The organism is Streptomyces sp. NPDC048417, from assembly GCF_040651615.1.
Lineage (GTDB): Bacteria > Actinomycetota > Actinomycetes > Streptomycetales > Streptomycetaceae > Streptomyces.
Genome location: NZ_JBEZKI010000010.1, coordinates 111,941 through 132,597 on the forward strand (window position 1 = coordinate 111,941; position 20,657 = coordinate 132,597).

At 69.7% G+C, this 20,657-nt stretch carries 21 protein-coding genes; 16 read left to right on the forward strand and 5 right to left on the reverse strand.

Annotated elements, in window-relative coordinates; genetic code table 11:
* Positions 1 to 114: 114 nt before the first annotated feature.
* From AB0D59_RS17600 to AB0D59_RS17635, 8 genes are all read left to right on the forward strand, one after another.
* A complete protein-coding gene (locus AB0D59_RS17600) occupies positions 115 to 894 on the forward strand; it encodes an MBL fold metallo-hydrolase (protein WP_362565713.1) in 780 nt (259 codons plus the stop codon).
* 28 nt (positions 895 to 922) lie between these two features.
* On the forward strand, positions 923 to 2,029 hold the full coding sequence (locus AB0D59_RS17605) for an NAD(P)-dependent alcohol dehydrogenase (RefSeq protein ID WP_362565715.1): 1,107 nt from the start codon (positions 923 to 925) through the stop codon (positions 2,027 to 2,029).
* A gap of 62 nt (positions 2,030 to 2,091) precedes the next feature.
* Positions 2,092 to 2,643: a VOC family protein gene (locus AB0D59_RS17610; RefSeq protein WP_362565717.1), complete on the forward strand. Its 552-nt coding sequence runs from the start codon at positions 2,092 to 2,094 to the stop codon at positions 2,641 to 2,643.
* A complete protein-coding gene (locus AB0D59_RS17615) occupies positions 2,640 to 4,313 on the forward strand; it encodes an FAD-dependent monooxygenase (RefSeq protein ID WP_362565719.1) in 1,674 nt (557 codons plus the stop codon). The genes AB0D59_RS17610 and AB0D59_RS17615 overlap by 4 nt, the downstream gene beginning before the upstream one ends.
* Positions 4,314 to 4,328: 15 nt before the next feature.
* Complete coding sequence (locus tag AB0D59_RS17620) at positions 4,329 to 5,189, forward strand: fumarylacetoacetate hydrolase family protein (RefSeq protein ID WP_362565721.1); 861 nt, start codon at positions 4,329 to 4,331, stop codon at positions 5,187 to 5,189.
* Positions 5,186 to 5,635 carry a hypothetical protein gene (locus AB0D59_RS17625; protein ID WP_362565723.1) on the forward strand — a complete coding sequence of 150 codons (450 nt, stop codon included), beginning with the start codon at positions 5,186 to 5,188 and terminating at the stop codon, positions 5,633 to 5,635. The genes AB0D59_RS17620 and AB0D59_RS17625 overlap by 4 nt, the downstream gene beginning before the upstream one ends.
* Positions 5,636 to 5,649: 14 nt before the next feature.
* Positions 5,650 to 6,900: an oxygenase MpaB family protein gene (locus AB0D59_RS17630; RefSeq protein WP_362565725.1), complete on the forward strand. Its 1,251-nt coding sequence runs from the start codon at positions 5,650 to 5,652 to the stop codon at positions 6,898 to 6,900.
* Between the two features lie 80 nt (positions 6,901 to 6,980).
* Positions 6,981 to 7,640 carry a TetR/AcrR family transcriptional regulator gene (locus tag AB0D59_RS17635; RefSeq protein WP_362565726.1) on the forward strand — a complete coding sequence of 220 codons (660 nt, stop codon included), beginning with the start codon at positions 6,981 to 6,983 and terminating at the stop codon, positions 7,638 to 7,640.
* Between the two features lie 130 nt (positions 7,641 to 7,770).
* Here AB0D59_RS17635 and AB0D59_RS17640 read toward each other — a convergent pair whose 3' ends face one another.
* Positions 7,771 to 8,136: a DUF1877 family protein gene (locus AB0D59_RS17640; RefSeq protein ID WP_362565728.1), complete on the reverse strand. Its 366-nt coding sequence runs from the start codon at positions 8,134 to 8,136 to the stop codon at positions 7,771 to 7,773.
* A 769-nt stretch (positions 8,137 to 8,905) separates the two neighbouring features.
* Between AB0D59_RS17640 and AB0D59_RS17645 the strand changes: the two genes are divergently transcribed.
* Complete coding sequence (locus AB0D59_RS17645) at positions 8,906 to 9,130, forward strand: hypothetical protein (RefSeq protein WP_329277862.1); 225 nt, start codon at positions 8,906 to 8,908, stop codon at positions 9,128 to 9,130.
* Positions 9,131 to 9,362: 232 nt separating this feature from the next.
* Here the strand turns inward: AB0D59_RS17645 and AB0D59_RS17650 are convergent, their stop codons facing one another.
* Entirely contained in the window at positions 9,363 to 9,971 is a 609-nt protein-coding gene (locus AB0D59_RS17650) for a YdeI/OmpD-associated family protein (protein ID WP_362565730.1), read from the reverse strand.
* A gap of 307 nt (positions 9,972 to 10,278) precedes the next feature.
* Positions 10,279 to 10,455, reverse strand: a complete 177-nt coding sequence (locus tag AB0D59_RS17655; protein ID WP_362565732.1) for a hypothetical protein — start codon at positions 10,453 to 10,455, stop codon at positions 10,279 to 10,281.
* Between the two features lie 264 nt (positions 10,456 to 10,719).
* Between AB0D59_RS17655 and AB0D59_RS17660 the strand changes: the two genes are divergently transcribed.
* The 3 genes from AB0D59_RS17660 (at position 10,720) to AB0D59_RS17670 (ending at position 12,761) form a co-directional block, all read left to right on the forward strand.
* Positions 10,720 to 10,977: a type II toxin-antitoxin system VapB family antitoxin gene (locus tag AB0D59_RS17660; RefSeq protein WP_362565734.1), complete on the forward strand. Its 258-nt coding sequence runs from the start codon at positions 10,720 to 10,722 to the stop codon at positions 10,975 to 10,977.
* A complete protein-coding gene (locus AB0D59_RS17665; protein ID WP_362565736.1) occupies positions 10,974 to 11,387 on the forward strand; it encodes a PIN domain nuclease in 414 nt (137 codons plus the stop codon). Before AB0D59_RS17660 ends, AB0D59_RS17665 begins: the two co-directional genes overlap by 4 nt.
* A gap of 948 nt (positions 11,388 to 12,335) precedes the next feature.
* A complete protein-coding gene (locus AB0D59_RS17670) occupies positions 12,336 to 12,761 on the forward strand; it encodes an STAS domain-containing protein (protein WP_362565738.1) in 426 nt (141 codons plus the stop codon).
* A 355-nt stretch (positions 12,762 to 13,116) separates the two neighbouring features.
* Here the strand turns inward: AB0D59_RS17670 and AB0D59_RS17675 are convergent, their stop codons facing one another.
* On the reverse strand, positions 13,117 to 14,706 hold the full coding sequence (locus AB0D59_RS17675; RefSeq protein WP_362565740.1) for a GH32 C-terminal domain-containing protein: 1,590 nt from the start codon (positions 14,704 to 14,706) through the stop codon (positions 13,117 to 13,119).
* A 242-nt stretch (positions 14,707 to 14,948) separates the two neighbouring features.
* On the opposite strand from AB0D59_RS17675, the gene AB0D59_RS17680 reads away from it, so the two are divergent.
* From AB0D59_RS17680 to AB0D59_RS17695, 4 genes are read left to right on the forward strand one after another with little or no spacing between them, the layout of a single operon-like run.
* Positions 14,949 to 16,358 (forward strand): extracellular solute-binding protein, encoded by a 1,410-nt coding sequence (locus AB0D59_RS17680; protein WP_362565742.1) that lies wholly within the window; start codon positions 14,949 to 14,951, stop codon positions 16,356 to 16,358.
* The gene (locus AB0D59_RS17685; RefSeq protein WP_362565743.1) at positions 16,355 to 17,320 is read left to right on the forward strand and encodes a sugar ABC transporter permease; all 966 of its coding nucleotides are present in this window, start codon (positions 16,355 to 16,357) and stop codon (positions 17,318 to 17,320) included. The genes AB0D59_RS17680 and AB0D59_RS17685 overlap by 4 nt, the downstream gene beginning before the upstream one ends.
* 13 nt (positions 17,321 to 17,333) lie before the next feature.
* Positions 17,334 to 18,188: a carbohydrate ABC transporter permease gene (locus tag AB0D59_RS17690; RefSeq protein ID WP_362565745.1), complete on the forward strand. Its 855-nt coding sequence runs from the start codon at positions 17,334 to 17,336 to the stop codon at positions 18,186 to 18,188.
* Positions 18,185 to 19,576, forward strand: coding sequence for a glycoside hydrolase family 32 protein (locus AB0D59_RS17695; RefSeq protein WP_362565747.1), 1,392 nt, complete (start codon positions 18,185 to 18,187; stop codon positions 19,574 to 19,576). Before AB0D59_RS17690 ends, AB0D59_RS17695 begins: the two co-directional genes overlap by 4 nt.
* On the opposite strand, the gene AB0D59_RS17700 is transcribed toward AB0D59_RS17695, so the two are convergent.
* Entirely contained in the window at positions 19,539 to 20,603 is a 1,065-nt protein-coding gene (locus AB0D59_RS17700) for a LacI family DNA-binding transcriptional regulator (protein ID WP_362565749.1), read from the reverse strand. The two genes, AB0D59_RS17695 and AB0D59_RS17700, sit on opposite strands and share 38 nt — an antisense overlap.
* Positions 20,604 to 20,657 lie beyond the last annotated feature (54 nt).

Below are 20,657 nucleotides of genomic sequence, written 5' to 3' on the forward strand. Positions count from 1 at the left end.
AAATGTCAATCGTCAATTTATATGCAGTCTGAGGGGCGCGATGAGAGTCACAGGCTCTCCTTGCTGGGCCCACATAAATTGACGATCGACACTTTAATGATTTACGGTCGAGGCATGCAGATAGGTGATGTGACAGTCGAACCCCTCACCGACGGCGTCATACCGATGCCGCCGAAGCTGCTCTACCCGGACGTTCCGGTGTCCGTCTGGCAGGCGCTGCCCGGCGTCCTCGACCGGCACGGGATGCTTCAGATCCCGTTCGGCGGATTCCTGGCCACAGACCGGACAGGACATCGCGTCCTCTTCGACCTGGGCGGCGGGCTCGCCCCGCGGTTGCTGCCCGACGGCGAACTGCCCCCGGTCCGCGAACTCCTGCCGGAGCGGCTGGAGAAGCTGGACTGCCCGCTCGGCTCCGTGACCGACGTGGTCCTCAGCCATCTGCACATCGATCACGTGGGCTGGGCCTCCACCGCGGGCGTGCCCACGTTCCCCCAGGCCAGGCATCACATCCATGCCGAGGACTGGAAGCACTTCGTGGACGGGGAGACCGACGACGCCGTGCGCGGCAAGGTCGCCCCGCTGCGGGACGCAGCCGTGCTGTGGGAGGGGGGTTCCGTCTCGCCGTACGACTGGCTGCGCCTCGTGCACGCGCCGGGTCACACACCCGGCGCCTCCGTCGCCCTCATCGAGTCGCGGGGCCGGAGCCTCGCCCTGGTCGGTGACCTCTTCCACCACCCGGCGGCGCTGGACCACCCGCACTGGCGCTGCGGCTTCGACTGGGACGCACCGGCCGCGGCGGCCACCCGGGCGGTCTGGCTGGAGACGCTGCGGGCCACGGACACGCCGCTCGTCGGACCGCACTTCCCCGAACTGCGGCCGGTCTCGCTCCGATGAACCGGCCGCCCCCTCCGAAGGGCTTGCCATGAACAGTATGAAAGCGGCGGTGTGCCGGCCGGACAGCGAGGATCCCTTCGCGCTGGAGGAGCTGACCATCGGCGATCCCCGCCCGGACGAAGTGCTGGTTCGCTTCACCGCGGCCGGACTGTGCCATACGGACCTGGAGGTGGCGGCCGGACGTATGCCCACGCCTCTCCCGGTCGTCGCCGGGCACGAAGGGGCCGGTGTGGTGGAGGCGGTCGGCGCCGCCGTCACCGGGTTCGGACCCGGCGACCGGGTGGTGGCCAGCTTCAGCTACTGCGGCACCTGCCGGAACTGCCTGAGCGGACGGCCCGCGTACTGCCCCTTCCACTTCCCGCTGAACTTCGGCGCCCGGCGCACCGACGGTTCCGTCGGACTGCGCGACGCCTCGGGCGAGCCCGTGCACGACCACTTCTTCGGACAGTCGTCCTTCGCCGGATACGGACTGTGCCGGCCCAGCAGTCTGATCAAGGCCGACGAGACGGACCTGCCCGATCACGTGCTCGCTCCCCTCGGCTGCGGCGTCATCACCGGCGCGGGCGCGGTCTGGAACCTGCTGAAGGTCCAGCCGGGCAGCACGGTGGCCGTCTTCGGCGCCGGAGCCGTCGGGCTGAGCGCGGTCATGGCGGCCGCGGCGGCGGGCGCCGCACGGATCATCGTGACCGATCCGCACTCCGCACGGCTCGACCTCGCCGCCCACCTGGGCGCGACCGACGTGGTCGACGTCACCGACGGTCTCGCCGTAGAGCGGATCCGGGAGCTGACCGGCGGACCGGGCGTCGACTTCAGCGTGGAGTCCAGCGGCAAGCCCGAGGTGATGTCGCAGGCCGTGGCCGCGCTCGCCCCGTTGGGAAGTGCCGCGATCCTCGGAGTCGCTCCGGACGCGGACCTGCGGACCAGCGCGTTCGCGCTCCTCGAAGGGCGGACCGTGACCGGTTCGATCGTCGGCCACCAGGCCCCCGCGGTCCTCGTTCCCCGCGTCCTCGGCCTCCACGGCAGGGGCCGCTTCCCGCTGGAGGCCATGATCCGGACCTATGCGCTGGACGACATCAACAAGGCCGTCGACGACGTGCGTTCGGGGGCGGCGGTCAAGGCCGTCCTCGTCCACTGAGCCGTCACCCCCACCCCCCCCACTGAGCCGACAACTCCCCTATCAGGCAAGGACGAAAGACAATGTCAGGGATTCGTCTGTCCGAGGTCGTGCTGCGGACGACCGACTACGACCGCCTCTGTGACTTCTACTCACTGCTGCTCGGTCGGCCGCGCAGCGTGGAGATGACGCCGCCCCCGTCCGACGACCCGGACGAGCCGTCGCGCATCTGCTTCTTCGACGTCTACTTCGACCATCCCTACACCGAGCGCATCGCCGTCTTCGAGTGCACGGACCTCGGGCCGGGCAGGTCCTCGCGCGGACTGCACCACTTCCAGCTGCGGACACCGACCGCCGACGCCCTGCTGGATCTCTACAGCACCCTGAAGAAGGCCGGCTTCCTTCCGGTCGAGGCGTCCAACCACGGCCCGGGGACGAGCTTCTACTACCTCGACCCGGACGGGAACCGCGTCGAGCTGTCGTCCCTCAACTTCTCCTCGCAGCAGGAGACGCGAGACTTCATGACGACGGAGGAGTTCAGGAGCAACCCCAACGGCTTCCCGCTCGACCCGGAGCGTCTGCTGGCGGGCCGCGAGGCCGGCCGGGACCTGAGCGCACTGGTCTGGGAACGATGAGGCTGACCTCGGAGCCGGGCCCCACCGGCGATCTCTCGGACGACGCGACGTACGACGTGGTGATCGTCGGCGGCGGTCCAGTGGGCCTTGCCGCCGCCGTCGAACTGGGCTCCCGCAGGCTGTCCGTGCTCCTCGTCGAGCGCGAGGACGGCGTGGTCCGCTACCCGACGGCGGAGTCCGTCGACGCCGCGTCCATGGAACTTCTGCGCCGTTGGGGCATCGCCGACTCCGTGCTCCGCAGCGGCTTCCCCGCCGACGCGCGGCGGGACATCTCCTTCGTCTCCCGCATGACCACGTACGAACTGGCCCGCTTCCCCCGCCCCTGCAACGCCGAGCGACGCGACACCACGCACGGGCTGAGCCCCGAAGGGGGCGTGTGGTGGCCGAAGTTCTGGTTCGACCTCGCCCTGCGGGAACGCGCCGCCGCCGAGCCCACCGTGGACCTGCGCTACCGGTGGACCTGCGACGCCTTCGACGACGGCACGCACGGCGTCACCGTACGGCTCTCCTCGCAGACGTACGGCCGCAGAACCGTGCGGGCGCGCCGTCTGGTGGCGTGCGACGGCGCGGCCTCTCCGGTCCGCAAGGCCCTGGGCATCGAGTCACTGCGGGACTCGGCCGATGTCCGGGCTCGCTGGCAGGGGGCCTTCGTCAGTCTTCCGGGGCTGCGGGCCCGCGTTCCGCACGCCCCGGCCGTCCAGTACTACCTGCTCAACCCCCGTCGCATGATTCTCGGTTCGCTCGACGGCGGCGACCTGTGGCGGGTCACCTATCCGCTCGCGGACGGCGAGTCGCCCGCCGCGACCGAGGTGCGTGCCACGGTCGCCGACGCGCTCGACCGCCCGGTCGCGGAGGTCGAGGTGCTCGACGCCCGGGAGTGGAGCGGTGACGCGGTGGTGGCCGAGTCCTTCCGGTCGGGTCACGTGCTGCTGGCGGGCGACTCCGCGCACCGCATGTGGCCCTCGGGCGGGCACGGCATGAACACCGGTCTCGGCGATGTGGCCAACCTCGGCTGGAAGCTGGAGGGCGTACTGCGGGGCTGGGCTCCGGATGCCCTGCTCGACACGTACACCGCCGAGCGCCGACCGCACGCGGAACGCATGGTCCGCCGCGCCTGGCACAACTACCGTGCGGACAACGCGATCCCGCCCGACCCGGCACTGGACGACCCGGCGCAGAAGGAAGCACGCGACCTCGTCGGCGAGCGGATCACGGCCACCCGCCAAACCGAGTGGCGCTCCCTCGGCGTCCAGCTCGGCCTGCGCTACCCGCAGTCGCCGCTCGTCGTCTGCGACGGGACCCCCGAGCCCACCGAGGACCCGGAGGATTACGTCCCCGAGGCCCGCCCCGGGCATCGCGCCCCGCATGTCCCGCTGGCCGACGGGAGCTCCGTCCTCGACCTCTTCCGCGGGCACTTCACCCTGCTGAACCTCGCCCCCGCCGTGGACAGCGGGGCCCTGGCCCGGGCATTCCGAACCCGAGGCATCCCCCTCGACGAGGAGTGGGTCGGCGCCGACGGCGCCCGCCAGGCGTACGGGTGCGCCATCGCGCTCGTACGCCCCGACGGCATCGTCGCCTGGCGCGGTGACACCTGCCCCGCGGACCCCGACGCGCTGGTGGACCAGGTGGTCGGCCGGTCGGCCCGGGACGCGCGGGAACCCACGAACTGAGGAACGGAGAACAACATGCTGCTCGCGCAGACCGGCGACGGCATCGCACGAGTCGGTCCGGACGGACTGCGACTCCTCGACGCCCCGGGCAGATCGCTGGAGGACTTCATCGTCGAAGGCCGGCTGGCCGAGGTGACGGACCTGCGGCCCGTCAAGGAGATCGACCGGGAGCGAGTCGCCTTCGCACCCCCGGTGCGGCGTCCCGGCAAGATCGTCGTCATCGGCCTCAACTACCGGGACCACGCGGCCGAGACAGGCAGCCCGCTGCCCGCCCTTCCCCGCTTCCACCTGGTCCCCAATTCCGCCGTCACCTCCCCGGGCGCCGTCGTCCACCTGCCGGAATCCGCGCCGCAGCGGGTCGACTACGAGGGCGAGTTGGCCGTCGTGCTCGGGCGAACCGGCCGTGACATTCCCGAGGCGACCGCCTGGGACTTCGTCGCCGGCGGGACGGTCGCCAACGACATCTCGGCGCGCGACGTCCAGGCGGGTGAGAATCCCGCCCTCGCGATGGCCAGCCCGGCCCTCGCCAAGGGGTTCGACGGCTTCAAGCCGCTCGGGCCCGCCCTGCTCACCGCCGACGAACTGCGCCTGCGCGACGCGCTGGGCCTCACCACCGAGGTCAACGGTGTCGTACGCCAGCGCTCCTCGACAGCGGAGCTCGTCTTCAAGGTCCCTCAACTCCTCGCGTACGTCAGCTCGTTCCTGACCCTGGAAGCCGGTGACGTGATCCTCACCGGGACTCCCGGAGGGACCGGCATCGCGGACGGGCGGTTCCTGGCGGCGGGCGACATGGTGTCGGTCACGCTCGACGGGATCGGCACGCTGACCAACGCGATCGCGCCTGCGCACTCCGGAAGACGGCGGGCGCAGGCATGACGAGCGAAGGATGCCTGCTCTGCGCACGGGCCCTCGCGCTCGCTAACGCGGATCCCGGCTGGCTGCTGCGGACCGGGCACTGGGGAGTGTCCACGTATCCGGCGCTGCCGGCGCCCGGCTGGGTCGCGGTCCAGACGCTGCGGCACACCGAGGGACTCGCCGCTCTGGACGGTGCCGAGGCCATCGAACTCGGCCCGGTCCTGGCCCGGCTGAGTGCGGCGGTGACGCGGGTGACCGGCTCGGAACGGGTCTACACCTACTCGCTCGGCGAGGGCAGTCCGCACACCCATGTGCTGCTGGGACCGCCCCGGCGAGACCTGCGCGGCGCGGCGTTCATCACCGGACTGCTGCGCCGCGACGTATCCCTCGCGGACGAAGCGGCCGCCCTCCGCGTCGCCCGCGACCTGGCGGACGAACTGGCCGCCGGAAACACCCCGACCACCTGAAAGCGGTGAGATCAATGACGCAGTCGACCGAAGTGGCGATCCCCACGATCTTCACGTACTTCGAGACGGCAGCGGGCCCGCAGGGCCAGGCGCTCAAGGCGCGACTCGAACGCTACGCCAAGTGCCGGCTCGACGTCCCCGAGGACCTGGCGAAGGCCTTCGGGCGGGCCATGAACACCGGGGACCGGCTCGGTGACGCCTACATCGACGCCTGCTTCGCCTCACCCAAGGGCAGGTCCCGCGCTCGAAAGGACGTCGAGCTCGCGCTGCACGGCGGCCTCAAGAGCGTCAGCGATCCGTCTTTGGAACTGGTGGCACTGTTCGACCAGATCAACACCGATCCCGAGTGGGTGGACTGGGACAAGGTCGAACACGGTGCGGAGGTCTTCCGGCGGTACAAGGAGCTGTACCCGTTCTTCGGAATGTCCACGTTCAACGCGTACGGCCTGGAGACCGTCGCCAAGCCGCTCGCGCTGACCGGCGCCTACACCGGCGGGTCGGCGTTCGGCCGGTTCGTGGAGACCTCCCGCCCGTGGACGGACACCACCGAGCCCGGAGCCATGCGGCCCGGTGCCGTGGGACGCCGCTCCGCGGTGTTCGTCCGTGTCCTGCACTCGATGATCCGGCACACCCTGCTACCGCACCCCGAATGGGACCGGGACCGGCTGGGCATGCCCATCAGCCAGTTCGCGCAGACCGGAACCCTGCTGCTCAGCTCGTTCGCCCCCGGTATGCAGTTGAAGCTGCTCGGCTACCGCCCCACCGACGCCGACGTCGAGGCGATGATGCATCACTGGCGCTATGTCGGCTACCTCATGGGCGTCGACGCACCGTGGTACCCGGAGACGGTGGCCGAGGGTTTCCTGGCCAACCTGCTGCTCGGGCTTTCGGAGCAGCCGAAGATCGACGACGATTCCCGCGAACTGTGCCGGTCGTTCATGGACACCTATCTTCCGCCGGAGGACGCGAAGGGGCTGCGCCAGGTCTACGGAAAGCTGCGCTATAAAGCACAGCTCGGTCATGCGCGCTTCTATCTGGGCGAGGAAAGCTATCGGAATACGGGCCTGCCCGACGCCGGCCTGTGGCGCTTCGCTCCTCTTGCCCGAGTGCCCGGGAACCTGACGCGCGAGACCCTGCGCCGGAACGTCCCCGGCGTGGCCGGATGGATCGACCAGGTCAACCGTCGCGATCGTCACGTATTCCTCCATACGAACCTCGAGGGCGGCGAAGCGAAGTTCAAGCCCGTCGACAAACTCACCCGGTGAAGGAATAGCCGCCCTGTCCACCCACCCCCGTCCTCTCCTCCGCCCCCACGGAGGAGAGGACGGGCCGCTAAGCTGGCCCCATGCCTGATGATCCGCCCCGCGTCACCCGCCCACGAGGACGTCCGCCCAAAGATGCGCAACTCGCCCCGACCGACCAGGTCATGGCCGCCGCGATCGAGGCTTTCTCGGTACATGGATACAACGGGGTGTCGCTGCGGACGGTAAATGACGAGCTGGGCGTCAGCCGCAATCTGCTCTACCAGCGCTTCGGGTCGAAGGCAAAACTGTGGCAGGCGGCCGTCGACTGGGCTTTTCGCCCTCTCGTGGAATACCTGGTGGCCTCGGACGACGAATCGGCCGATCCCATGGTGCGGTTGAGAATGCTGATCCGGAATTTCATCGAGTACTCGGCAACTCGCCCTTACCTGGCCCGCCTTGTCACGGTGGAAGGCGCGGCCGCCACGGATCGGCTCGATTACCTCTACCGTAACTACATCGAGCCGATAAGATCACGCTACCTCCCCGTGTTCGACCTTCTGCACGAACAGGGCAGAATCAAGAAAATCCCCTACGAGACCTTCTATTTCCTGCTCACTTCGGGCGGATCGGCGCTCTATGGCCAGATCGCGCTCGCCTCGATGATGAATCCGGAGCTGACCTCGACGGAGGAGACGCGCGTGCGGCTCTACGCGGAGAACGTGGCCGAAGTGCTCCTCAACGGACTGTCACTGCCCAGCTGAACGCACGATCCGACACCGTCACGGCCACCGCGTTCCCTCCACCTGGGTGCGACGCTCGCCACCCCAGCCGTCGTCTGTGGCAGGTAACCGACGAGGCAGCCCTACTGGCCGTCGCCCGGAGCGGCGGGGCTCAGCCCTGGACGAGTTTCGCGACGCCTTCGCCTGCCTGATCGGCCGCGGTGTAGAGATCACGGACCTGCTCCAGGTAACGGGCGAGGTTTTCCAGGTAGCCGGCCGGGATGCCGCCGTGGCGGAACGTCCTCGCGATCTCGTCGGCGTGGTCGGCGACGGACCGTTCGGCGTCGATGGCGGCCAGGAAGCGGGCAGCGACCGCCACCTCGTCCGGCGGGAGATGGAAGCAGGCGGTGCCGAGGTCGTCGTCACCGAGGAGGTCGCCCATGGTGATGGCCAGTGAGCTGATCTCCTCGGGCCCCTGAGCCAGCAGGATCTGCTCCAGGACTTCCCACTCACGGCCGAGAAAGCACTCGTCCTCCACACCGCCGCGTTCACCCGAGAACCCGGATACGACATGCCGGAATCCCTTGTCCGCATCCGCAGCGGAAATCCTTCGAAGTGTCATATCCATCGCCGGCCACTCCGACCACTCCGACTACTCCGGCCACTCCGACCCACAGGTCTCAGAGGTCCTCATTTTACCGTCGGCTCACCGGATGACGGGGAGCGGCATCAGGATGCCGCCTCCGACCGGACTCCTGGGCATCCAGGGATTGCCGTCGAGCCGGTTGCGGGTGCGACCGCGCCGGGGAGGCCACCACGGCCGACCGGACCACGATCCGCGCACCAGCCCGCCGGTCAGGCCCCGGCCGATCCCCAACGACGACCTGGCGACACTGGGACGGCGCTGCGCGGGCACATCGCAGAACTCATCCCCACGATCGAGGCGATGACCTTCCAGTTCCCGGCGGACGACATCCCGAGCACGTGCGCGCCGGCCCGGGGTCACGGAGCCCCGCACGCGGCTCGGACTGCGCCCCGGCCGGGGTCACGGAGCCCCGCACGCGGCTCCGACTGCGTCCCGGCTAGAACAGCCCCGGCCGGATGACGGTGGCGACGAAACTCGCCCGGCCCGTGATGGCGCCGTGCGACCACTACGAAAACCTCAGCAGCCAGCAGGCCACCCCGCCTCTCCAACGGGGCCGGGCGCGAAAGGCCACGGCACCCGTTCGTTGCGCGTCACGCGGGATGAGGGTGACGGGAACTGGTCCCCATGACCAACGCCCGCAACTGCTCACTACACTCCCACGATGAACAACATACGGTGCACCCAATGCGGTGCGGTGGGGCTGGAGCCGGGCTTCGTCGAGGACTCCGGACAAGGCGCTCGCGGGTTCGCGCGGTGGATCGCGGGCCCCCTTCAGCGAGGCCCGCTCGGCGGTGCCAAGCGGATGGGCCGACCGCACTGGCAGATCGACGCCTATCGTTGCCCCACCTGCGCCCACCTGGAACTGTTCGCCGCCCAGCGGGACTGAGGCCTGTCCGGGGGATCATGGTGCAGACGCGGGGTGTGACACGTACTCCCCGTGTCCGGCGGATCATGGCGCAGACGCGGGGTGTGACACGTACTCCCCCAGAGGGGGCGCCAGCCGCGTTCAGGGCCTCTGACGTTTCGTTACGCTCAGCGAGAGCACCTGGTGACTGCTGCCGGGGCCGCAGGCACGCCGGGGCCCCAGGGCGGCACACGGCTGCGGTCCCTCTCCGTGGCTACGGGTACAGCTTCTCGCCCTTCGCCAGCATCGCTACGTACTTCTCTATCCGGCGCGCCCGGGTCTCGGGCTTCTTGGCGTCCTGGACCCGGTACAGGATCGCGTAGCGGTTCTGCCGGTCCAGTGTCTCGAAGAACTCCGCCGCGGCCGGGTCGGCGGTCAGGGCCGCCATGAGGTCGTCCGGCACCGTGGCGGTCTTCGCGCCGTCGTAGGCCGCCTCCCAGCGGCCGTCTGCCTTGGCGCGGTCGACCTCGGCCAGCCCCGGAGGACGCATCCGGCCCTGCTCGATCAGGGCGGCCACCTTCTCCCGGTTGACCTTGGACCACTTGCTGCGCGGCTTGCGCGGGGTGAACCGCTGGAGCCACCACTGGTCGTCGAACTTGGCCTTCTGGCCGTCGATCCAGCCGTAGCAGAGTGCCACGTCGAGCGCCTGGGCGTAGTCCAGCGCGACGATCCCGGGGCCCTTCTTACGAAGCCTGAGCCAGATGCCGGGCGAGGCGGCGTGGTTCTCGCCGAGCCATGTCTGGAACGCCTCGGCGGATTCGAATGCGACGGTCTCCAAGTCCTGAGTCACCCCAGCAGCGAACCACACCCGGCCGATTGCCATGACGCATTCGGGCACGGCCCCGGACGCAGGATGTCCCTGGACCTGCGTGATCATCTCTGCTCTCGACGCAGAACGATCACGCAGGAGCCACGGGCTTGCTCAACGATGCGACGTTGCTGCTCGACCTCGACGGGGTGTCCGTCGCGCGGGGCGGTGACCCGGCCGCGTGATCTCCCTTACGGCGAGAGCGGATTGGAGTTGCGTCGGCACAAGCGCCGCGTGTGGTGCCGAGAGGCCGACTGCTCTCGCCGGTGCTTCACCGACAGGTGGGGCGGGTGGGACTCGAACCCACGGCCGACGGATTACCTCATGCCATCGGCGGCGGGTCACAGGAAACGAGCCATCCGGCACAGCCCCGCCGCCACGAGCGCGTCGCGTCCCAGACCAGGTACAGATCACCGACGACGCCGAGACCGCCCATGAACTCGCGCAATGGGGAGAGGATCGAGCCGTTCGCGGCACCGTCGCTGTCGGCGGACGGCACCCGGCAGCGGGTCCTGACCGAGTTGCAGATTGCAGCCGACGCCACCGCCCCCCGACGATGCCCCACTTCCCGCCTGGCCCTTCAGCACGCGGCAGGCGCCCGGCACCTGCCGCCGCGGGACTTCCCAGCAAAGGGGACGGCGGCGCGTGTGGAGGACGATGGGTGCAAGGCACTGGGGCGCTCGCGGGTGGGATCGCGCCAGCGACAATATATAAACGATCTTGTATATTGATACCCTATACGTTATACACGGAGGAGGGATTCATGAGTCGTACCGTCATCGACCTCGACGACGAGGCGCTGGAAGAAGCGGCCAAGGAACTCGGCACGACCACCAAGCGCGACACCATCAACACCGCTCTGCGGGAAGTCACGGCCCGCTACCGGCGTCTGCGCGCGCTCGAAGAAGCCCGCACCTTGGCGGCCGACGGCGCGCTGGACGTAGACCTCCTCCTGGACAAGAGCAAGTATCGGCCCACGAGCACGCCAGACGACATCCGCGACGGTGGCCCGGCCGAGTGACCGTCGCCGACTACCTCATTGACACGTCCGCCCTGGCCCGCGTTCTGCTCCGCCAGAACACAGCCGAATGGGGCGACAGAATCGGCGCCGGCCTGGTCGCGATCTGCGACATCACCGAACTCGAGGTCCTGTACTCGGCCCGTTCGGCCGCAGACCGTACGCGTTTGAAGGCGGCGCTCGACGCCCACTACGTCTGGTGCCCCATGCCGGACGGCGTCTACCGCCGCTCCCGCATCGTCCAAGAACAACTGACCGCAAAAGGGGAGCACCGTAGCGCGGGTCCCGTCGATCTTCTTGTGGCCGCCGCCGCCGAGGAGGCGGGGCTCACGCTGCTCCACTGCGACCGCGACTTCGAAACCATCGCCCGCACGACGGGGCAGCCGGTGCGCATGATCGACCTCAGGCAGTAGAACTCCGCGAAAGCACAGCGGGAGTCCGAGCCTCTCACCGGGATGACGGTGTCGCCCGGCGCCATGGCGCCGATCTGCGGCGCCGAGTGCCTCGTTTACGCAGGTCACAACCCTGCACTGGTGGGACGGGTGGGACTCGAACCCACGACACGTGCCCTCGCCTTTGTCGGTCTGTTCCTGTCCTTGCGTCCCGAACCAACCCGCAGCGGAATCCTCCCCTGCCCACCCGCAGAGGCTCCACCCCTCAACACTCACACCTGACCGCGATGTTCACCTCGACGGCTGCCAGGCCCGTCACCCGTTCCACCGCGGCGATCACGTTCTCGCGGACCTCCGCGGCGACCTGGTGCTGTGACCGGAGAGGTTCACCGGCTCGCGACGCCCGGCGATCTTCTCCACCACCCCGTCCACGATGGCCGTCCCGGCCGCGGGTCTCCGGCGGTTCCCCAGGTCCGGGCTGTGCGGCCTGAAGAGTCGAACTGTTCGGCTCCGCCATGCAAAGCCATCTCCTCGGACAGTGCACGGACCGTCGTATCCAGGCGGCCCCGTCGGTCACCGTGTCTCGCGCTGCCTGCCCAAGTACCGTGCAGGGCACGGGAGATACCCGCGCGGTGGCATCCCCTGGCATCGCCCCGGCGCGAGGAGCGGACCGCTTCAAACCCCGTCGGTCGGACCGGGTTGAGGAATATCCTGCTGTACGGAAGTCCCAGACCCCGACGCCTTGTCGTTGATCGACACAGATGGCTGCGGGGAACGGAGTCTTCGTCCGCCACCCGGCGCATCACTGGAAGGAACCGGGTGGATCCGCTCTTCTGTAACACAGGCCGCGGACCCAGCCGTTGCCTCACCTCCGCCGAACCTACGCCCTGGCCGGCAGCGCGCCAAGGAGGCCGGGATTTCCCGGCGTCACCGCGTCCGCTGCCGTACGGTCCTCCGAACCGAGGCGTCATGCCCCTCCCCCAGCACACCGTCTGCCGTCATGACCGCAGGAAACGGGCACTCATCACCCTGGCCGGCGAGATCGACCTGGAATCCGCCCCACTGGCGCGCAGGGCACTGGCACAGTGCCTGAGCGACGGTATCCGCACCATCGACATCGACCTCACTCCCGTCACCTCCTGCGACTGCAGCGGCCTCAACACCTTCCTTCGCGCCGCGCAGCAATCCGCCGAGGCCGGCGGAACCCTGCGACTGCACCACCCGCCACCGACACTGGGCCTGATACTCGACCTGACCGGCTCCGGGTTCCTGCTCCTCGGCGTTCCGTCCGGGCATCTGTCGCCTCCTCCCGGGGGTGTCCCGGCCCCGGCCGCCCACATCCCGCCGCACCGGACTCATCCGCTTGCCTCTGCGCTCCCAGGCGATGCGCGGTGACAGCCCGGGCAGGGCAGGGACAACCCCGAAAGCGCCGTGACAGCGAGTCGTCCGCCATGGACGCGGTCCGGTTGCGTCGGGTCAACCGCCGACAGGCGCAGGAGCTGAGCGGGAAGCTGACGGACCTGTATCTGGATTGTCCGAGGAGAGCCACGTTCGCCCGGTTTGATCTCGGAATGCGGTGGGAGATCAGGACAGCCTCGCCGGCATGAGCCCTGCGACCCGGACGCGGAAGACGTTCGGCTTCGCCGCCTCAGCGGGGCGGAGCGCGGATCCTTCCGGGACCGGGCGGCCGGTTCCGGTGTTGCCGATCGGGTTCACGCTTACGGTGTGCACCCGCGCCCCTGGGCCGGCCTCACACCGAGAACTCGCGTATCACCGTGTTGCGGAACACCGCGCTGCCGCCGATCGTGAACAGCGCGAGCCGGGTGTCCAGCAGGTACGGGAACACCTGGCTGGTGTGCACGTAGCGGCCGTCGTCGACGAACATCTCCACCGACGTGCGGTCCACCAGGATGCGCAGCTTCACCGTGCCGGCGGACGGGTCGAACGGGGTGTGGCTCTCCTGCCACTTGCCGGACGTGTCGGCGTTCACCGTGTTGCGTCGGTTGAGGAAGGCGTAGTCGGCGTAGATCCCGGTGTCGATGTGCCGACCGCCGCTGGGTGAGCGCCTCAACTGGAGGCCCGCGCCGGTGAGTTGGGACCAGGTGATCTCGGTCGTCACCTCGTAGGAGACACCGGTGTAGTCGAGCACCTTCGTGCCGTCCACGGTCACGTCGCCCAGGTTCACGGTGCGGGAGACATGCGCGTCGAGGCCGGCGACGGGCTGGGAGGCGAGGTAGTAGGTGTTGTCGGACGCCTTCTTCAAGGTGATCTCGCGGACGATGGAGTCGGTGCCGTTGAAGCCGTCGCAGTCGATGGTGGGGGTGGTGTCGGCGTAGTCCCAGTCGTTCACCCATCCGATCGCGTACCGGGCAGCCGCGTCCACCGCGCCGCTCGCGTCCCGCTTCTCGAAGGTGACGGCGGCGTACCAGTCCCAGCCGTGGTCGAGCCACTGCGGGTCACTCGCATCGGCGGTGAACGCGCTGCCGTCGAAGGAACCCGTCCAGTAGGCGTACGTGTTGGGCAGCCCCGAGCCCTTCCCGTTGGCGCTCGCGCCGAGCACCCATTTCACGGTGCCGTCGCCGGCGGTGATGCGGAACAGGTCGGGGCACTCCAGGACGCCGATGCCGTCGTGGACGAAACCGCTCACGTACGTCCAGGACTTGAGGTCGTCGGAGTGGTAGAAGCCGATCTTGTCGTTCTCGGCGAGGGCCATCACCCAGCGGCCCCGGTCCTCGTCGCGGATCACCTTGGGGTCGCGGAAGTCGGCGACGCCGGGGTTGGGCAGGACGGGGTCGGTCCCGTAGTTGGTGAAGGTGAGACCGCCGTCGGTCGAGTAGTACAGGAACTGCTCCTGGTGGTCGGTGCCGCCGCCGGGGGACATGGTGACGATGACCACGACCGCGCCCACGCCGAATCCGGCCGTGTTGCCGGTGTCGACCACCGCCGAACCCGACCAGAGATCGCCGTTCGGCGTGGTGTCCTTGGGCACGGCGACCCCGCGGTCGGTGAAGGAGACCAGGTCCTTGGTGGTGGCCAGGCGCCACGCGGTGCCGACGACACCCGTGAAGTAGTCGGCGTTGTAGAGGTAGTAGTAGTGGTACTCGCCGTCGATCCAGACGGGCCGCTGCGGGTCGTTCTTCCACTGGTCGGGGACCGTGAAGTGGTACGCGGCGCGGTAACTCGCCCCGCTCGCCACGGACTTGGTCGCGCTCTTGGCCGTGGCCCCGGGCTTGGGCTTCGGGGCGGCCGTGGCCGCCGCGGTGGGCAGCAGTGCGGCGGCGGTGCCCGCCGCCGATCCCGCGAACAGTGATCTCCTGGAAATCCCCGATGTTCCGGGCATGACGCATCGTTCCTCTCGTGGCGGCCCATGAGGGTCCTTGGCGGCCCATGAGGGCCCGTGTCGGCCCGTCACGCACGCGAGTGCGGCTCACAACGCGGAGGGCGTGAAAAATCGGCTCATGTGAACGAGGACTGTAGACCTAACTCGTTAAAGGTCAAGCGTTCCCGACCCTTGACAGGCCTGCGGCCCGGTTCCCATCATCTGGGGCATCACCCCTGATCTAACACGAGTTAGGCCCGTTGATGACTGACTCGCACCTCCCCCGCCGCACGCTGCTGCGGTACGGCGCGTACGGGGCCGGAGCAGCCGCCCTGGCCGGTACCGCCGCGAGCTGGGACAGGCTCACGGGAGCCGACATCCCCGGCCGTGACGACGGCTCCCTCGTCGTCGCCACCCTCGGCTCCGCCTTCGACCCGGCCACGGTCGCCGCCCTCACCAAGGGCTTCCACCGGATCCACCCCGACATCCCGCTGCGGGTGAACGCGGTGCAGGCCGTCGACTGGTCCGACTTCTTCGCGAAGATCCTCACCCAGATCGCCGCTGGCACCGCGCCCGACCTGGTGTATGTGGCCACCGAGGGCGTGCAGTTGTTCGCCCAGCGGCTCGGCGTGTCACTGGACCGCTGGGTGCGGCGGGACGCGGCGGAGCTGCGTGAGTACTTCGCCGACGTCCACCCCTCGTTGGTGGAGTCGATGATGTACGAGGGCAACCTCTACCAGCTGCCCATGGAGTTCAACGCCGCCGACATGTACCTCAACAAGCAGGTGCTGAAGCGGGCGGGCGCGGGGTTCCCGGCGGCCGACTGGAGCCGCGACGACTTCACCGCGCTGCTGCGGGAGATGAAACAGGCCGGCGATGCGCACTTCACGCCGTACTTCTGGACCAACCGGCTGTGGGGCGGCGTGGTGCCCTGGCTCTTCGCGAACGGCACGAACCTGCTGAAGGAGTCGAAGGCGCCCGGCGGCTCCTGGCTGTGGGACACCTTCTACCCGGCCGCCGACCGGAAGGGGCGCGGCGGGGGCTTCCGCTGGACGACCCCGCAGGCCACCGCCGACCGGGTCGAGGAGGCGTACGACTATCTCGCCTCCCTCGTCCAGGAGGACCTGTGCACCCGGCCCGAGGGCGGCAACGGCAACAACCTGGTCGGCGTGTTCTCCACCGGCCACGTCGGCGTCACCCCGGCGGGCGGCTTCTGGGCGGGCGGCCTGCAGCTGGCCGGCATGCGGGCCGCCGACTACGACGTGCAGTACTTCCCGCGCCGGCGCACCCAGCGCCACCAGTTCGGCGCGGCGGGCTACGCGCTGCTGCGTACCTCGAAGAAGCAGGAAGCCGCCTGGGAGTTCATCAAGTACGCGGCCCGCAAGGACACCATGACCCGGCTGTTCCGGAGTAACCAGACCACCCCGGCCCGGCGTTCGATGCTCAACGCGGCACGCTACGCCGAGAGCGGCCCGACGCACTGGCAGGTCTTCTACGACACCCTCGACCGGTTCCCCGACACCGGCCCGATCCCCGCGCCGCCGCAGGTCGCCGAGGTGACCGACGTCCTGCTCAAGTACACCGGCACCGCGCTGGCCTCGCCGCGTGCGGTGGGTCCCGCGCTGCGCCGGATGCAGGGCGACCTGGAGCAGGCCATGGAGCGTGAGGTATGACGAACACCCAGGTCCCGAACTCTCAGGTCCCGGCCGTACGTCCGCGGCCCGCCACGCCACCCGCCGCCGCCGTGCGGCCGTCCGTCCGCGACCACGGCGCCCGGCTGGTGGCCGCGCTGTTCCTGGCGCCCACGGTCGTCGGCATCGTCGTCTTCACGGTCGTGCCGATCATCGGGTCCGTCGTGCTGAGCCTGTTCCAGTGGAACGTGATCGATCCGCCCCACTTCGTCGGCGGCGCCAACTACCGCACGACCTTCACGGATTCGACCGTCCTGGTCTCCTTCCGCAACACGCTCCTCTTCATGGTCCTCGCGGTCGCGCTGCAACTGCTGATCGCGCTGTCGCTGGCGCTCGCGCTGAACGGGCGGATGCCGGTGTGGCTGCGGTCGGTGTTCCGTTCGGCGTTCTTCTTCCCCCTAGTGCTGTCCGCCGCGTCCATCTCGGTGGTGATGAAGTACCTGTTCAACCAGGACTTCGGGGTGGTGAACTGGCTGATCGGCCTGGTCGGTATCGCGCCCGTGCCCTGGCTGACCTCGGAGCACGCGGCGATGGCCACGGTGGTCCTGGTCTACGTCTGGCAGCAGTTCGGTTTCTCGTTCCTGCTGTTCGTCGGCGGTCTGAACAACATCCCCAAGGAGATCCACGAGGCCGCCGCCCTAGACGGCGCGACCGGCCTGCGCAAGCACCTCGGCATCACGCTGCCGCTGCTGTCGCCGACGCTGCTCGTCGCCACGGTGGTCGGCATCATCAACGCCCTACAGGTCTTCGAACAGCCCTACGTCCTCACCGACGGCGGACCCGGCGACGCCACCCGCACCGTGGTGATGGTGATCTACGAGAGGGCCTTCGAGCAGCTCGACTTCGGCGAGGCATCCGCGGTGGGCGTGCTGCTCTTCGCGCTGATCATGGCGGTCACCGCCGCCCAGTTCCGGCTCAGCCGGCGTTTCGTCCACTACCAGTGAGCCGGTGAGCCGCATGAGCCAAGCAACCCCGACCCTGAGCCGCGTCCGTTGCTCACTCGCCCCCTGGGCCCGGATCGCCGCGCTGACCGTGTGCGCCCTGCTGACGCTGGGCCCGGTCATCTGGACCGTCGCCACCTCTCTGCGCACTCCCGCCCAGTCCTTCGACCTGCCCCCGCAGATCATCCCGACGCACCCGACGACCGCGGCCTATCACGGGGTCTTCCAGCAGATCGACGTGTGGCTGCTCGCCCTGAACTCCACACTGGTGACGGCACTGATCGCCGTCGGCCAGATGATCACGGCGGGCCTGGCCGGATACGCCTTCGCGCGCCTGGAGTTCCGTTTCAAGAAGCCGCTCTTCGGCCTGGTCCTGGCGACCATGATGGTGCCGTTGCAGGTCACCATCGTGCCGGTGTTCCTGGTACTGAAGACTATGGGCCTCACCGACACGCTCCTCGGCCTGATCATCCCGGCCTTCCCGACGGCCTTCGGCACCTTCCTGATGCGCCAGTACTTCCTCGGTATGCCGAAGGACCTGGGCGAGGCGGCCATGCTGGACGGTGCGGGGCCCTGGCGGATCTTCCGCTCGGTGTACGCGCCGCTGGCCGCACCCGGCCTGGCGATCGTCGGCGTGCTGGCCTTCAACTACCACTGGAACGAGTTCTTCCGCCCGCTGATCCTGGAGACCTCCAGCCAGAACTACACGCTTCCGCTGGGTCTGGTCTCCCTGCAGGGCAACCTCGGCACCGGGTCGATCTCGGTGGTCCTGGCCGGGGTCGTGCTCTCGATGCTCCCCGCCGTCGCCGTGTTCGCCGTCGGCCAGCGCCCTCTCCGCGAGGGCATCACGTCCGCAGGAGTCAACCGTTGAGCAATGACCCCAACGTGCCACGTTTCAGGGTCCGTCCGCCCTTCGGCTGGATCAACGACCCCAATGGGCCGTTCCGTTGGCGGGACCGCTACCACCTCTTCTACCAATACAACCCCGACGCACCGGTGCACGCGAACGTCCATTGGGGTCATGCCTCCAGCACCGACCTCGCGCACTGGGAGCACCACCCGATCGCGCTCACCCCCACGCCCGGCGGCCCCGACGAGGCCGGCTGCTGGTCGGGCTGCGTGACCGACGACGCCGGCACACCGACCGCCGTGTACACGGGAGTCGACCGTGCCCACGCCGGACTCGGCACCATCTGCCTGGCGCGGGCGGCGGACCCGGACGACGAGCTGCTGACCGAGTGGAAGCCGCTGCCGACGCCGGTGGTGGCAGGGCCGCCGCCGGGACTGGACGTGGTGATGTTCCGCGACCCGTTCGTCTTCCGCTGCGCGGACAGGCGCTGGGCCCTCGTCGGGGCCGGGCACGCCGACGGCACGCCGTCGATCCTGCTCTACGACTGCGACGACCTGACCGACTGGCGGTTCGCCGGAGTGCTGCTGGACGGCAACGACCCGGTGGCCGCAGGCGCGTTCGGCGACAAGTCGGTGGGCTGGGAGTGCCCTCACCTGTACCGGACAGCAGGCGGCGACCACGTGCTTGTGGTGTCCCTGTGGGACGGAGACCCCTGCTCCACCGGGTATCTGACTGGACGTCTGCAGGCTGATGGCCAAGGCGAGTTGAGGTTCGTGCCGCGTGCTGGCGGCCGCCTGGACCAGGGGCGGGACTTCTACGCTCCCGCCGTGCTCCAGGAGCCGGACCGCGCACTGCTGTGGGGCTGGTCGTGGGAGGCCCGCCCGCAGGAGGAGATACAGCGGGCCGGATGGGCAGGCGTACTCACCGCGCCACGGGTCGTCGACGTCCACCCCGACGGTGCACTGCGCGTGAGTCCGGCACCGGAACTCGACCTGCTGCGCCCGGCCGAGCCGTTCGTCACCGCGCCGGGCCGCGTTCCGCTTCCACACACGTACGACCTGACGGTCACCGCATGTGAACCGACCACGGTGAGCCTGCTCCGGGGCGCGGCGGGCCGGGAGCTGACCGTCCGGGCGGACCCTGCCTCGGGGACCGTCGTCCTCGACCGCAGCGCCTGGCCCCGGACCGGCAGGGAAGGCTCCGCCCCGATCACCGTGCACGTGCCGAAGGGGCCGGAACTCGCGCTCCGGCTGCTCGTCGACGGCTCGCTCCTCGAACTCTTCGTCGCGGACCGGGCCATGGTCACCGAGCGCGTCTACCGGCGCCCCGACGACATCGCCGAGCTGGTCGTCGACGGGCCGGGTGCCCGGGTCACCGGGTGGGCGCCGGACCCACGGAGGCGCGACTGACCACAGGGCAGGCCAGGCGCCGGACGGTCGCGGGCGGCGTACGGCCGGCTTCGATGGCGTCCAGGAGCAGCCGGGCCGCCGCCTCGCCCATCGCCCGGTGCGGCAGCGCGACCGAGGTGAGCGGCGGTGTGAGGAACGCGGCCATGTGCTCCTGGTCGTCGTAACCGACCACGGACAGATCGGCGGGCACGTCGATCCCGAGCCGGGTCGCGGCGTGCAGGACGCCCGCCGCGACCCGGTCGTTGTAGCACAGGACGCCAGTGGGGCGACGGCCCGGCTCGACCCCGTCGAGCAGGCGCAGCGCTCCCGCGTATCCCGCGGAGATCTCCCCGCCGCCGCGCACGATCCACTCCGCGGGCACGGTGACGCCCTCGGCGCGCAGCGCGTCCCGGAAGCCGCGGGTACGTTCCACCGAGGCGATGTCGTCCAGACCGCCGATCACGGCGAGCCGGCGGTGGCCCGCACCGAGCAGCAGCCGGGCCGCGCTGCGGCCACCGGCGCGCTCGGCAGGGACCACGGCGGGCAGGGAGTCGTCCTCGGGCAGGCAGTTGGCCAGCACGGAGTGGGTGCGGTGCAGGCCCTCGGGGACGCGGACCCGGCGCAGTGACATGGCCGCGTAGATGATGCCGTCCACGCGCCGGTCGAGCAGTTCCGCGACGGCCGCGTCCTCCTTGGCCGGATCACCGCCGGAGTCGACGGTGAGGACGAGATGGTCGCTGTCCCAGGCGGTCTCCATGGCGCCGCGCAGCAGCCGGCCGGCGAACGGCGAGGACGCGATCTCGTCGGTTACCAGCCCGATCACGGCCGTACGGCGACGGCGTAGACCGCGGGCCACCGGGTCGGGGCGGTAGCCCAGCCGGGCCGCGGCCTGCCGGATGCGTTCCTGGGTGGCGGGCGAGAGGTTGCCCGCGGCTCGGCCGTTGAACACGAAGGACACCGCGGTGTGCGACACGCCGGCGAGCCGGGCGACGTCCCGTGACGTCGGGCGCCCGGTGCCCGTGCTCCTGCTCTCCTCGGCACCGCCCACGCCGTCCGCCGCCCTCGCCCAGCCCGTCCCTGTCGATCACCGTCCACCCTATCC

Coding starts and splice junctions, on each gene's coding strand:
- AB0D59_RS17600 (WP_362565713.1), top strand. CDS start 115: ATGCAGATAGGTGATGTGACAGTCGAACCCCTCACCGACGGCGTCATA.
- AB0D59_RS17605 (WP_362565715.1), top strand. CDS start 923: ATGAACAGTATGAAAGCGGCGGTGTGCCGGCCGGACAGCGAGGATCCC.
- AB0D59_RS17610 (WP_362565717.1), top strand. CDS start 2,092: ATGTCAGGGATTCGTCTGTCCGAGGTCGTGCTGCGGACGACCGACTAC.
- AB0D59_RS17615 (WP_362565719.1), top strand. CDS start 2,640: ATGAGGCTGACCTCGGAGCCGGGCCCCACCGGCGATCTCTCGGACGAC.
- AB0D59_RS17620 (WP_362565721.1), top strand. CDS start 4,329: ATGCTGCTCGCGCAGACCGGCGACGGCATCGCACGAGTCGGTCCGGAC.
- AB0D59_RS17625 (WP_362565723.1), top strand. CDS start 5,186: ATGACGAGCGAAGGATGCCTGCTCTGCGCACGGGCCCTCGCGCTCGCT.
- AB0D59_RS17630 (WP_362565725.1), top strand. CDS start 5,650: ATGACGCAGTCGACCGAAGTGGCGATCCCCACGATCTTCACGTACTTC.
- AB0D59_RS17635 (WP_362565726.1), top strand. CDS start 6,981: ATGCCTGATGATCCGCCCCGCGTCACCCGCCCACGAGGACGTCCGCCC.
- AB0D59_RS17645 (WP_329277862.1), top strand. CDS start 8,906: ATGAACAACATACGGTGCACCCAATGCGGTGCGGTGGGGCTGGAGCCG.
- AB0D59_RS17650 (WP_362565730.1), bottom strand. CDS start 9,971: ATGGCAATCGGCCGGGTGTGGTTCGCTGCTGGGGTGACTCAGGACTTG.
- AB0D59_RS17660 (WP_362565734.1), top strand. CDS start 10,720: ATGAGTCGTACCGTCATCGACCTCGACGACGAGGCGCTGGAAGAAGCG.
- AB0D59_RS17670 (WP_362565738.1), top strand. CDS start 12,336: ATGCCCCTCCCCCAGCACACCGTCTGCCGTCATGACCGCAGGAAACGG.
- AB0D59_RS17675 (WP_362565740.1), bottom strand. CDS start 14,706: ATGCCCGGAACATCGGGGATTTCCAGGAGATCACTGTTCGCGGGATCG.
- AB0D59_RS17680 (WP_362565742.1), top strand. CDS start 14,949: ATGACTGACTCGCACCTCCCCCGCCGCACGCTGCTGCGGTACGGCGCG.
- AB0D59_RS17685 (WP_362565743.1), top strand. CDS start 16,355: ATGACGAACACCCAGGTCCCGAACTCTCAGGTCCCGGCCGTACGTCCG.
- AB0D59_RS17690 (WP_362565745.1), top strand. CDS start 17,334: ATGAGCCAAGCAACCCCGACCCTGAGCCGCGTCCGTTGCTCACTCGCC.